This window comes from Escherichia sp. E1V33 (genome assembly GCF_004211955.1).
GTDB lineage: Bacteria > Pseudomonadota > Gammaproteobacteria > Enterobacterales > Enterobacteriaceae > Escherichia.
In genome coordinates, this window is sequence record NZ_RHJI01000040.1 from 1 (window position 1) to 12,601 (window position 12,601).

At 48.5% G+C, this 12,601-nt stretch carries 9 protein-coding genes and 2 pseudogenes; all 11 read right to left on the reverse strand.

The genetic code is table 11. The features are described 5' to 3' along the window. Nucleotides 1–109: 109 nt before the first annotated feature. Nucleotides 110–475 (reverse strand): hypothetical protein, encoded by a 366-nt coding sequence (locus D9742_RS22635; RefSeq protein WP_130210728.1) that lies wholly within the window; start codon nucleotides 473–475, stop codon nucleotides 110–112. Then, a complete protein-coding gene (locus D9742_RS22640) occupies nucleotides 472–705 on the reverse strand; it encodes a hypothetical protein (protein ID WP_240780278.1) in 234 nt (77 codons plus the stop codon). Before D9742_RS22640 ends, D9742_RS22635 begins: the two co-directional genes overlap by 4 nt. A gap of 266 nt (nucleotides 706–971) precedes the next feature. Further along, nucleotides 972–1,718, reverse strand: a complete 747-nt coding sequence (locus D9742_RS22645; RefSeq protein WP_130210730.1) for a hypothetical protein — start codon at nucleotides 1,716–1,718, stop codon at nucleotides 972–974. 24 nt (nucleotides 1,719–1,742) lie between these two features. Beyond that, on the reverse strand, nucleotides 1,743–4,460 hold the full coding sequence (locus tag D9742_RS22650; protein ID WP_130238306.1) for a hypothetical protein: 2,718 nt from the start codon (nucleotides 4,458–4,460) through the stop codon (nucleotides 1,743–1,745). Nucleotides 4,461–4,475: 15 nt separating this feature from the next. After that, nucleotides 4,476–6,833 carry a type VI secretion system Vgr family protein gene (gene vgrG, locus D9742_RS22655; protein WP_130238307.1) on the reverse strand — a complete coding sequence of 786 codons (2,358 nt, stop codon included), beginning with the start codon at nucleotides 6,831–6,833 and terminating at the stop codon, nucleotides 4,476–4,478. Beyond that, nucleotides 6,830–6,991: a hypothetical protein gene (locus D9742_RS23205; protein WP_165382800.1), complete on the reverse strand. Its 162-nt coding sequence runs from the start codon at nucleotides 6,989–6,991 to the stop codon at nucleotides 6,830–6,832. The genes vgrG and D9742_RS23205 overlap by 4 nt, the downstream gene beginning before the upstream one ends. A gap of 161 nt (nucleotides 6,992–7,152) precedes the next feature. Further along, nucleotides 7,153–7,287, reverse strand: a pseudogene (locus tag D9742_RS22660) (type VI secretion system tube protein Hcp); the annotation flags it as partial. Nucleotides 7,288–7,385: 98 nt separating this feature from the next. Then, a complete protein-coding gene (locus D9742_RS22665) occupies nucleotides 7,386–9,032 on the reverse strand; it encodes an OmpA family protein (RefSeq protein ID WP_130210738.1) in 1,647 nt (548 codons plus the stop codon). After that, nucleotides 9,032–9,721, reverse strand: a complete 690-nt coding sequence (tssL, locus tag D9742_RS22670; RefSeq protein ID WP_130210740.1) for a type VI secretion system protein TssL, short form — start codon at nucleotides 9,719–9,721, stop codon at nucleotides 9,032–9,034. The genes D9742_RS22665 and tssL overlap by 1 nt, the downstream gene beginning before the upstream one ends. Beyond that, the gene (gene tssK / locus D9742_RS22675) at nucleotides 9,718–11,067 is read right to left on the reverse strand and encodes a type VI secretion system baseplate subunit TssK (protein ID WP_130210742.1); all 1,350 of its coding nucleotides are present in this window, start codon (nucleotides 11,065–11,067) and stop codon (nucleotides 9,718–9,720) included. Before tssK ends, tssL begins: the two co-directional genes overlap by 4 nt. Before the next feature lie 53 nt (nucleotides 11,068–11,120). Continuing rightward, nucleotides 11,121–11,387 (reverse strand): annotated as a pseudogene (locus D9742_RS22680) (type VI secretion system contractile sheath small subunit); the annotation flags it as partial. Nucleotides 11,388–12,601 lie beyond the last annotated feature (1,214 nt).

Consider the following 12,601-nt stretch of genomic DNA (forward strand, 5'->3'; position numbering starts at 1 on the left):
ATAGCGATCTCCTTCGTTGGCAGATTGATTATGCCGGATGATCTCTAAATATGAATGGCACGATTATGCGGGATACTTACATCTTTGCCTGAGACTTGCACTATTTTTTTTAAAATATCACATTGGGCACAGACATATTAGCATTCACAAATGGAGTAGGATTAGTGATGGTATATTTAAGGACATTCTTTTTAATTGATATAGTTGCCTGACCAATACCCCCAAATGTACTTTCAAAGTCCACAATTCCAACATTATCTTTGATTATACCGTTAATGTTTCTATCATTGCCTTCAGAACAGTCAATTCTATTTCCGTCATTAGTTATAAAGCAATATTTACCAACAAGATGAGCACCATCTTCGTCTAAATCCAATGTTAGCGATTGTGAGTCATTCTCCTTTACCCAATGACCAGAAAAATTAGCTATTGAGTGAAATGAAATAAAAATTAAAAGCAATAATATTCTTTTCATATATCAACCCTCAAACAATCATTAACTCTATTTATCCAGCCATTGAGGAATTTAATCTGTGCATTAGGTTCACCGTTGGTTATAGTTAAAGAACGGTAATAATCCTTTCTGATTTCTGCAATACGTGATAACAACTGCTCTTGATCTTCAACTGCATTTATACAATGAGTCATGTCATCATCCATTATGTAATTTACTATCAGGCGATTATTGTATTCATCATGAAGCATTTTTCGTATTCATTTGGTGTAATTATCACGACCAGTAATCTGTAACACACCTCTGCATTTAAACAGCAGGATATCCTTGATATAGTACCATTTACTGGTGTGATTACCAGATCACAACCATATTCAACTGTAACACTATTTGCATTACTGACTTTAGATACATAAGAATTCTTCTGATATCCTTTAGCTTTTAAAATCAGTTCTGCTGATTTTTTAGATATCCTCTAAACGCCTAAGTCAGTATAAAAGTCCAAAATAATATTGCTTTACTCTGTAATCATGTCATATTTCTGTGTTTGCTTATTAAATATGTAATTAACACTAATATCCGGCCCAATACTGTAACAATTCAGGTGAATCTGAGCTCCATCGTTTTCTAAGTTTTGAAAAATAGACGTCATATATGAACCAAATTCACAGCCATTCAATTGTGGGTTAATGACTTGTATTAATTTACCACTTACTTTATCAATTACATTTACTTTATTGATAACAATACCTTCCTCCCCCTCTATATATATCCCAATGAAAGCATGCTGTTTAGTTTGCCCCCAAAATGGAATATCCAGTTCTTTAGCCTCCCCTTTCAAAACACCATCACTAAGTCTGGATGTCTCCCTTAAGTCCACTTTTAAAGTGGAGCGAGCATTGCTCCATTCACCTGAAAAACCAACAGAGTTTCGTGTTAACTTGAAAGGACATTTTGCAATTTCAAACTTCTCACCTTGAATAATATATTTATCGAAACTCTCATTACTAACGGCCTCACATAACACAATCAAATTTGATTCATTCACACCATATAGTGGAATGGAGGTTCTATGATTATCGTAATAATAATTTCCCTCTACGTTCACATTTTTCCCAAAGTCATAATACTGGAGGGATAAATGCACAGGATATTTCCCTATATAACCTTCATAATTATTTACTACGTATGGAACGTATGCTGCCTGAATTGAAGCACTTAGCGACAGCACGAAACAGCCTAAAAAAGCTTTAATTTTAACCATCGTCTAACCTTGATTTTCAGTTAATTAAAATGCATCAGTAAAGACGTTAGTTGATTTGATTCTTTCAAAATGTTCCCGACGTTTTGCATAGCTAGTTGTATTTAAATTCACTTTTGCTGTTATTTTATCCACTATTGAACCTGTATCCCCTTGATCAGCAATGTCATAAAGTTTTTCGCGAAGCCAAAAATAAATAGCTGATCGCATACAGTAAATTCCTTCCTCAAGCAATGATGGATTCTTTATAAAATCAATATCATCCACCCAATTCTTTTTATAGTAATCAGAAAATCCTTGGTAATTTATTTTTCCTGTAAGATGAATACCTCCTCTACCTCTATATGCACTACCATCACCTGACGAAATATTTCCATTTCCTAATCTATTAGCATAAACTCTATCAGCAATAGCAATCTCATTTGCATGCTTCGTAATTCTTCCATTAAGTTTCGTATATGAATATTCATTTGCTTCTACAGGGTGTCTTCTAAAATAACTAAAGTTTGCCTTCAAACCCTCTTCGCTATAATTAAGGGCTTCAACAGGGCTAGCCATCCCTCCCATCTCTTCTCTTATTTGAGCAAAAAAATGATTGACTCTCAATACATTGTCTAGTTTGTATTCAATCGCATGATTATTAATTTCATCGGCAATATCCTGAAGAAATGAAAATTTCGCTGGTGATCTTAATCCATTGAATACTTTATAAAGCATATCCACTGTTATATGAACAATACGTTTATCTCCTATAGCCTCCAAAAACACCACCGGATGCATATGCCACGGCTCCGGTCCCAGCGCCACGCCCTTCTCAGACACTGCCTTCATCCACGTCATCTTATCCAGAAATGCTTCCAAATACGTTTTCCATAACGGTGCATCTCCGGTTAATGTATCCAGATAGTTTTTCCACAACGGGTCATCTTTACCGTAGTACCATTCACTGGCGTGTTTCGCAATTACACGGTATAAGCGATCGCGGTAAGAGATATTATGGATCGCCTGAAGATACTCCTGCTCCGAGTAATACCCGTCCTGGTTATTGTCTATCATCTCCAGCAGTTGCTGGTAGTTATATTTGTTCAGGGCATGAGTGGTACGCGTTTCATCCTGTGCTGCTTTATACAACTGCTCCAGAATACCCTTAACCACGTTATACGGTTGTTTTATCCCATCAATCAGGTCAAAGCTCGTTGGTGCTTTATTCAGCGTCACAAACCCCAGCTCGCCTAACGCGTACTGCGATACCTTTTTTACACTGGCAGCAGGTAACCAGCCACCTTCCGGGCGTATCTGATAATACGCAGCATCCTGGTTACTGGTCAGTGTATTCCCCCCGGCATCAACGCCAGGGACTTTGGCCAGCGTCAGAATTCCTGAGGCTTTTGTTTTTCGACTGCCCGCAACCATTCCCCGCTCACCCTTTTCAAATAATGGAGCGTTGGTTTGCCAGGTCAGATACACTGGCGCATCCTCTCCTGCTCTTCCGGGGTTGGTGATGAACTTTTCTATATCATCCATGCTCAGGCACTCTATATGTACCTGGTAGCGCGAGCGTTTACCGTTTTCCTCAGGTAGCTGATAAAAACCCATATGGCCGAGATTAGCCCCTGCACTGACAGTCACAGGGACTGGCGGGACATACACATCATTAAAAACGGATCCACTACCGGATGCTGCTGGTGCAACCGGCGTCAGACTGTCGCCGTCTGATACTACCCATACCCGGTCGCCCTTTTTCAACTTATCCTTATCCCGGCCCAGAGTGACCAGACTGAATGTTCTTGCTGCATCGCCTGGATTCTTACCTGGACGGATGATCTGCTGTGCGGTATTACCGGGCTCGTATGAAAGCGGGAAATCGGCTGTCAGTCTGCCTGCATTTTTATCTTGCAGCACATCGTCACTGCTCAGATAGTACGCCCAGTCTGTACGCGAAGTGCAGTTCACCACGCCTTCTGACTCATTAGTGTAAGCCGGAGTACATTTTGCCCACCAGGACGGAACGAGTGCTGATTTAACAGCCTTCAGAGCCCCCCTGTCTGATACCGTCCAGACTTTTGTTCTCGCTGCAAGCGTGTCTCCCGCTGCATTTTTCGTCTCTCTGATAATGGTCACTTCGGTAAACTGACGCAGGTCGCTGGTGCGGGTCACAATAGCGTCACTCAACGTGACTACCGTGTCTTTATTCAGTTTTCCGGCTGCGCGGCATGTCTGCACATCTTCCGCACTGGTGTAATAGCGCTGGACGCCTGCCACTTTTCTGTCCGCCTGGCTACCCTGTTGTTCATAAGCAGCATAGGGCGCCAGATTCATGTACAGCGTAAAAAACGTCAGTCCACTTTCTGCGTTATCAGCCGGCTGGATATAATGTTTCACCAGCACAAAAGAGGTCGAAATGAACAACTTTTCACCTCGCCATTCAATCGCGGCACTCTCGTAATCCTTGCATACCCGCCAGGCAACTATTTCACCATCGGCCATACAACGAATAAATTGCTCCCCTTTATAAAGCTCACGACAATATTCATTCTCAGCTTCACTGTCAGTACTCAGGGCGCACCAGGGAATGGTGGCATCAGTAATATGAATACCGCCATGCCACATTCCCTGACTTCCCACCAGATACAGTCCTGAGCTTTCCCCTCCGATCATCGATAACAACGCTTCCACAGAGGAAAAGGCATGGCCATTTTTGTTTGACGGTACGGGGTAACTGATTTTGGGTAACTTTGCTGTCATAAATCCCCTTCCATGCTATTCACTGCTCCATTTGGAGGAATTTTTAGCCGTGACCGTAACGTCTGTCATTTTAAAGTCCGGTGTTTCCAGTGGCAGGCTGCTGCCATTTCCGGGCACCAGATAGCTCGCTACCTTCATCACCATATTCCCTTTGGAGCCATGCTCAATCCCGTTCTTACTCAGTCTCAGGTAAGAGCCGCCACCGTTCAGCGTCAGCGTTTCCGGGGTGCTGATAATAATTTCGTCTTTACTACAGGTCACCGTCAGCTGTTTTTCAGAAAACAGGGCCATCGTGTTGTGCTGAGCCTGAATCTCGATGTCTCCCTGGTTGGCAACCAGCTTCGCCCCGTCTTTATGGACAAACAGACCAAGGGCTTTTTCCACCGTTACCGACAGATTTTTCATCGCACCGATATCAAGATGTTGACCGGCATTGATCATGGTATTGCGGGTACTGCTGAGCTGAAGATGTTCACCTGAGGTAAACGCCACCCCCTGCGGAGCGCTACCCAGTAGGACCGCAGACTGGAGGTCCCTGATTTTGTCAGTCACAAGACTAATCTGAGTATTGATATCAGAGATCAGGGCTCCGGCGGCTTCAGCGGCGCTGTTCAGCGCCTGCATCTGGCTGTTGGCCTGATTAATCTGACTTATCGCAGGGGCCATTTCCAGTACCGGTCCCTGGGCTTTGGCCTGGGCATCAGCCGTCAGGAACAGCCCTTTTGCCGCACGTACAGCACCATGTTCATCCGTTCGCAGTTCGAAACCGGCTCCGCGCTTTTCACGCTGGCCATTGACCAGGTGTCCCATGTTCAGTTGCGTTTTGCCATATTCCGTCGCGAGCTTGATATGCTCTTCCTGGCGCTTATCCTCCATCCGCAACTTATTGTTCGCAGGAGTGCGCCACACGTTTCGCGTATGGTTGTCACTGGTGACAGGGTCCGGATGTTCTGAGTCGTGCAGGGCATAGGCGATGTAGGGACGATCCGGGTCTCCGCTGTCAAATACGACGGCCACTTCCGTTCCGTCGATAAGTGGTGAGTGGAAGCCGTACGTATCACCGGCATAGGGCCTGGCCAGCCGCAGCCACAAACAGGCATAACCCTGTTCAGTACTGTTGCGGTCAAAGTCCAGTTTTACCCGGTAGCGCCCGTCCGGATCGAGCCAGGAACAGGTGTCACCTTTCTGTGTGCTTTCCACCCGGGCCGGAAGCGAGCCGGATATCACCGGGCGACTGAGCAGCGCCGGACGATAACAGACGGTTTCGCTATACGGGATGCCTTCAAAGGTCAGGGTAAAGCTACTTTTTCGTGAGCCACTGGTGCGCACCGTGGTGATGACAATGCCTTCTTTCACGGTATCGGGAAGCGTTCCGTCAGTTTCCAGTACCTGACCCGGAGCCAGATGAGGGCTGGAGGAATGCCCGCTGACGTGATATTGCGCATTCAGAATACGTTCGTGACGCAGACGGGCAAAGTATGCCCCGGTCTCCGGGATTTCAGCGTCACCTGCTGTCAGGAAAGGTTCAGCATAATGGTATGTTTCTCCGGTGGTGATCCCTTCTTTGCTGAAAATGCTCTCGATACTGTCCTGAGGTTGTAGCGCTTCACGGTAGTTGTAGTCCCGGGTGGCCACACCTCCGCTCACCACGTTATATGCGGTCTGAATATCCCAGATGCTCTCCTGCCCGTTGTCACTCATCCCGGCCTGGTTGCGTAACGGTAGCGTGACACCAAATTCATACTGCTGCTGGCTGTCCTGGAAAATCACCACGTCCTGTTCAAGACGGCTGTCCATTTCATAGCGCCAGTAAATGCCCACTTCTGCCAGCAGACGCTGGATAAATTCAAGGTCGGTTTCCCGCCACTGGGTGATGAGCTCCCGGGAGGGGTATTCGCGGGAGAGGCGGAACTCGAAATCAGGCCCTTCCAGACAGTGTTTACGCAGTACCTGTTCAACCACTTCAGTGACTGACTGATTGAGGTAGATCTCGCTCCCTTTCGTATAGCCCAGAAGGGCAATACGGGGAACGATCGTCAGCGCGTAATAGGTTTCATCGTTCGAGGTAGACACGCGGCGAAACGACTCAACCACGCCAAATACCGTCCTGACCGGCTGGGCCGGAGTTCCGTCAAACACGGGTGTCTGGAAAGTGAATGAAGCGGGCTTCAGCAGTAACGAGTCACAAGCAATATCCGCAGAAGAGCTGGTGACCGCCACGTTATAGCGCCAGGGCTGGCTGAGTGATTCAACGGCGTTGTAACGTAACACATCCAGGAAATGGTCGCATTCATGCACTTCAACCCGGTACCGTGATTGCCCTAAAAGCTGATGTACCAGGCTGGTAGCCTTGTTGGAGAGGGAACTGCTCATGACGGCTCTCCTTCTGCCTGCTCCAGCAGTTTCAACAGCCAGTGCTCAGGCGTGATTTCCGCATGCGCACGGGTCTGACATAAAAAAGCCGCCCCCTCCAGTGCTCTGGCGCAATAAGGGGTAAGTCGTCGTAGCAGGACTGCTGAATGATGTTCCATTTCGTTCCCTCTTGTTCAGGCACGCTACCGCCCCTGGCCGTCAACCGATGCCCATAAGGTTCATGCCGATAAATTGTGAGACTGCTCTGCAAAGCGTCCGTCTGACAGGCGCTGTGCGGAGTAAAAAAAAGGCGGGCAGAAAGGATCTGCCCGCCAGAGTCTTATGCTGTGGTGCGTTCGTTCCAGGAATTGGAATGAATGATGTTGCCGTCTTTGTAGGTCCAGGTGATTTTTTCGTAGTGCAGCTCGATCTGCTCAAGGTGGTTATGCTTCTCGAAGGAGGCATCCTTGATGTCAGCGCCGCCATCGTCTTTCAGCCACAGATAAACTGGGATTGCCATGTTTACTTCTCCATTTCTTTAGTTGAAACGTCACGTACATCCTGTGACGTGTGTTACGCGCCTGGCAGACGACAGGCGTCAGCCTGGGGTACCAGACTGATCTCGACACGGCGGTTATGCGCACGGCCATCAGGCGTGTCGTTTGATGCAACCGGTCGGCTGTCACCGTAACCCTGCACGTCAATGCAACTTTCCGGGACGTCCCAGGTATCACGCATCCAGTTACGAACGGCCTCCGCTCGTTGTAAAGACAGGGTCTGGTTAAGCTGAACGCTGCCGGTATTGTCTGTGTGGCCACTGACCACGATGAGCCAGCCTGGTCTGGCTTTGACCCCTGCCAGTGCATTGACGAGTATTTTGGCAGAGCCGTCTTTGAGTGCCGATTTGCCGGAATCAAACAGCGACATGCCGTCGAGACGAACAATTTTCGGTACTGGTTTTTGTTTAGATGCTGGTTTTGGTTTAGGTGTTGGTGGTGGAGTCCAGGTATCGATAGCCTGTTGCACGGCCAGCCACAGGCGTAGCCCCGGGTAATAGCCCAGGCTGTAACGGAAAGGCTCTCCCTGACGCTGCCAGCGTTCAAGCAGGAGCGCATCCTGCTTCAGGGCAACCAGTGATTCTGCCTTAGGGCGATAGTGGTTCATCGGGATTGCATTCCAGCGCTGCAAATCGGTGCTCACCTGACAGATCAGGTCACGGTTATTGAGCGCAGAAATACCCAATGCGGTCAGAGCACACACCCACATCAGCAGGACCAGGCGACGGGTACGTTGCCCCCCCTGCACCGTTGATGCAAAAGGTGCCAGCAGCGGCAGAACCGCATCCGGAAATAAACTTTCCGGATCTATCTGCCCAGGCTTTCGGGAAAACTGCAAACAGGTGCGGGAATATAGCCAGTCGGTCCAGACTGACTGGGTTTCGAGAAGGACGGTACCGAGGCGCAGTGCCACGGAAAACGCTCGTTCAGGCGGGGTTAACCGATCAGGTTTCTCAAGCTCATCAGTCAGGGTTTTACGGATAAATGAAAATGCCTGACTGATCACGGGTAGTGCCGTAATATTGTCATTAGCCTGCAACCAGTCGATGAAAGCCTGCGGCGAATCATTTACCGGACATACAATCGGCTTGTCACCACGAACGATTATCCACGGAGTCTCAGGTCCGGAGAATTCGGCACTCACCACAACCGGTAGTGTGAAACCCGTCAGAGTTTTGATTTGTTTACTCTGCTGGCGGAGCGTCTTTAATGTGGAGCGCAGAACCGCTTCATCCTGATGATGGTCTGGCAGGCAACGGTACATAACCGAAAGCTGACCGACCTGGCGTGGGAACTGCGCCTGTATGCTGCGGACAACATCCGTTAACCGGCTGACGTCATCGGCCCGGAGCCACCAACCCTGAGCTGTTTTACGCAGAGGACTCCCCTGAAACAGCGCACCCAGCCCGTCACCGCATACCAGTACAACGGGGCCCTGGGTGTCGAGTAGTGGCAGGTCAGCAGCTGAAACGGAGGTGTCGGATACCGGCTGCTCCCGGCTGCAGTTATTAAAAACAGTCCAGTCTGCCAGCAGGAGGATCAGCACCGTGGTCAGACCTTTAAACACGTTCCCTGTTGGGATGAAATACCAGAGCAACCACAGCAATGTGCCAACAGCTGCAAAGGTGTGCAGGGCAACCGGAATAATGACTGATCTACGCATTAGTTACGTAGCTCCGGTATTTGTGCTGACAAGAGTGCCTGGAGCCACAGATGACCGCCCCACCAGATAACACCGGTAAGGATGATGGCAAGCGCTATCCAGAACCAGACTGAACGCATCAGACTCCAGCGATGTTTCCCCATCCGGTGAACAATCAGTGACAGGCCTGCATCAGGCGGAGAGCATCGCTCAGACAGGGCTTTGACGACTTCATCCCGCTGCGACTGACTGACCGCCTTCAATCCGTACACACCCTGAAAACCCAGGGCAATTACCCGGTGATAACACGTCAAAACGGCCGGGTTCGGTGAAGGCTGACGCAGGACCTCTGCAATGCTATCCCACAGCGCCTCACCTGCTCGAAGTGATCCGAAAAATCGTGCCTGAAGCGGGACTTTACGCCATGCCACCTGGCCCTCATCAATTTTCGGCTCTTCTCCTTCCTCGCACTTTTCAGGCTTACGGCTCATCACCGCCTCGTCCAGCAAGGCACATTGTGCGTAGGAAATATGCCCGACACTGTCCTCGTCATAACCGGCACGCTCCAGCGCTTCCCGCACACTTTCAACCTGTTTAACGCACTTGTCGTAAAGCGCACTACCATTGAGCGTGACGGCGCCTTTCTTCAGCATGGTGACGGTGAGCCAGGTCTCTGTCATCAGCTGGTCGATATCGATATCCTGTTTCATGAGCGCAATACCGCAAACAGTTCAAGTTCCAGTGCGCCAAGCATTTCAGGCACGTAGAACATACACACGCCCTGCTCCTGCATTTCATGCGCAGCGGGGCTTTCCATATCAAGCGCGAAGTACTGGTTTTCCATGCGTACAGGCAAAGCCGCCGGGACCCTGCTGACAGGGATCAGAGGGATCCCCTTGAGTGCAACACCATAGATCTCATTGACGTCATCAGGTGAACCCGCCTGACAAAGTGCCGGGAATTTATCGGCAACCTGCCAGGCCGGTATGTCTGAGCGAACAGAGAGGTAGAGGTCCGCCTCTTCGCGCAGACGAATATCGTGAAGGTTTGCTTTCCAGGTTTGGCCGTCCGGACGGGACATTTCCAGAGCAATGACCCGGGATGGCAGACTTGCCTCAAGTAACCCCGAGATCAGGTCAAACAGCGGAGGAAACGTATTGGCGGGATCCTCGTGGTCATACCCCGGTATGGCGTCGAGATCATGGTCCAGGGAAAAGGTCAGCATGCTTCCTGCCAGGCGTGCAAGCTCAGCCCACACCTGTTCAGGCGGACGGGAAGGAAAACGTTCGTATTCCGTCAGCACCCCAGCGTGGGAATTTAGCGCATTCAGCAACCAGAAAAGGGAAACATCGGCGACGGCAAAATCGGCAAGTCTCTCGTTGCTCTCACGACGCATTGTCATCAAACGTTGGCGTCGGGAACGTAACTGGCGATTTAACAGCACCAGACGTTCGCGAAGAACCGGGCTTGCCGAAAATGACGCAACGGGAGGAATGAAAGACGGGTCCAGTAGCCACGCATTATGTCCGTCCCGGATTAGCCTTGCTACAGGGCAGACTTTCCAGGAATCATTACTTTCATGGGCAAACCGGATGGAGAAATTGAACCGGGCAACTGCCATTGATTCTTCTTCAGGCCCAAATGCATCCGGCAACGTCACCCATTCTTCGCGATAGCGAAGCGGTCGATCCGGGAAGATGCCTTCCTGCTCAACGTTGGCAACACCCGGCTGCATATGAGGCAGTGCGATAACGACAGTTACTGCATCAAGACCTGCCAGCTGACTGGCATCTAACTCACGTGGCGCCGGAGGCAGATCGCTTCTTTGCGCATCAATCAGCGTTCCATCTTCCAGCCAGAGACGTAACTGCGTAATCTGGATCAGACCCGATGAAAGAAGACTGTCGTTAAACTCAATCTTTTCCACACCCCAGGGGAATGCAGATGCCAGTGCGGTTGCACCGGCGCTGCGAAAAGACTCCCATTCTGCCTGTTGCTGGAACTGCTGAGGGGACAGTAAAGCCCCCTCGTTCCACAATGGACGATAAATTTTCATCTCTGCGCCCGCCTTATGCTTTTGCTTTCGGCATCTGAGATACCAGCGACAGATTGACGTCCATACCCTCTCAGGGTGTTGGCAACATCAATACTGAACTCTGGGTTAAGCTCGGATAGAACGCTATTAAAGTTGTGTTTTGAAATAGTTAACTTGCTGCGTTCAGAAAACGGGAGAGTTTCTTTGCCGTTGCTGAAATTTCCCACCGCGAGAAGTTTTAAGGGCAACTCTACTTTCTTTTGGGCAGAACCCGTGTGCAGGTCAGGCTGGATGTTGACGCGTGCTTTTGGCACTTCATTCTGGAAGCTGGAATCTGCCATATCATTCCCTTTGTTGGGCAGTGGTGATAGTTACCACGAGGTATCTTTACAAAGCGATGATAGAGCGTTTTGCTAAAAAATATCAACTTTGCAGATCAAAAATCTGTCATTGTAATTCTATTAAGAATTTTCATCTATCATGTAACAGGGCGCATCTCTAAGTATTGGGGTAAAGGTTTTTTTGTTCACTGCTTATGTCGTCATTTACAGGGGGATTAACTATAAATAGGTGCCCTGGCGGTTGAATGTTTCATATGTGATCTTTTATTGGTTAAGATCAATGCAATGAGTGGGATGATTGCCTAGTGCGGATGTGTACCTTTGCACTGATAACTCACTGTAACAGTTACATTTTTTGTTACATGCTGTTGTGATAAAAATCCGAAAGCGGACTTATAGGAAAAACATTGTAAGTAATGGAGGGTATTTCGTTTTAAAAACTATCTGATTTGTATGACGTTGAATAAGTTACGGGTTATGTGGCAGGTTTCAGCATCAAAATCGTTGTTTCTCAACCGGTCGTTTACGAAACCGCGCCCGTGGTTACTGGGCGCGGAAAAATCCAGGTTTCCGGTGAAAAAAACTATACGGCATTTCTTAGAGGGTCTTGACTCAATCGGATAACCTAAATGCGATGACCACTGACTTTAAATCAGGCCCTTACAAATCAGGAGTGGTTAAATAATGCGCTTAACGTACAAAATTTTCCATTTCCCAAACCGACCCCACATACGGCTCGCGAGTCCTGCGGACAGTGTCTGTTATGATGATGGATGCAGGGCTACCTGCGGCAAACTCCGATTCAGCCATGAAGCACACTATACCGGGTGCGCACTTTCACTGGATCCACTACACAGGGTACAGCTTTCACTTCAGTATCATCACGTTATCAGAGCCGATCATCATTCACGATACACTGTACCAGGTAAAGTTTCCTAACCGTGCCGCCACGCTATCAGGTATGGTGGCAATAACGTGATCCACTATACCGGGTGAGGATCATATTCTTGGCTAAAATACATACAAGACACCCAGAAAAGGCAGAAGAAAATGGACTGCATCGGGGTAGTGGGGCTGATGCCACCCGGTGTAGTGGAGATACACTATACGAGGTAAATCAAAGCGAGAGGAGAAGGATATCCACTATACCGGGTAACACAGGCAACTACGTTATCAGGCATCGATCATGGCTTTGTAGTGGTCAACAAAAACTG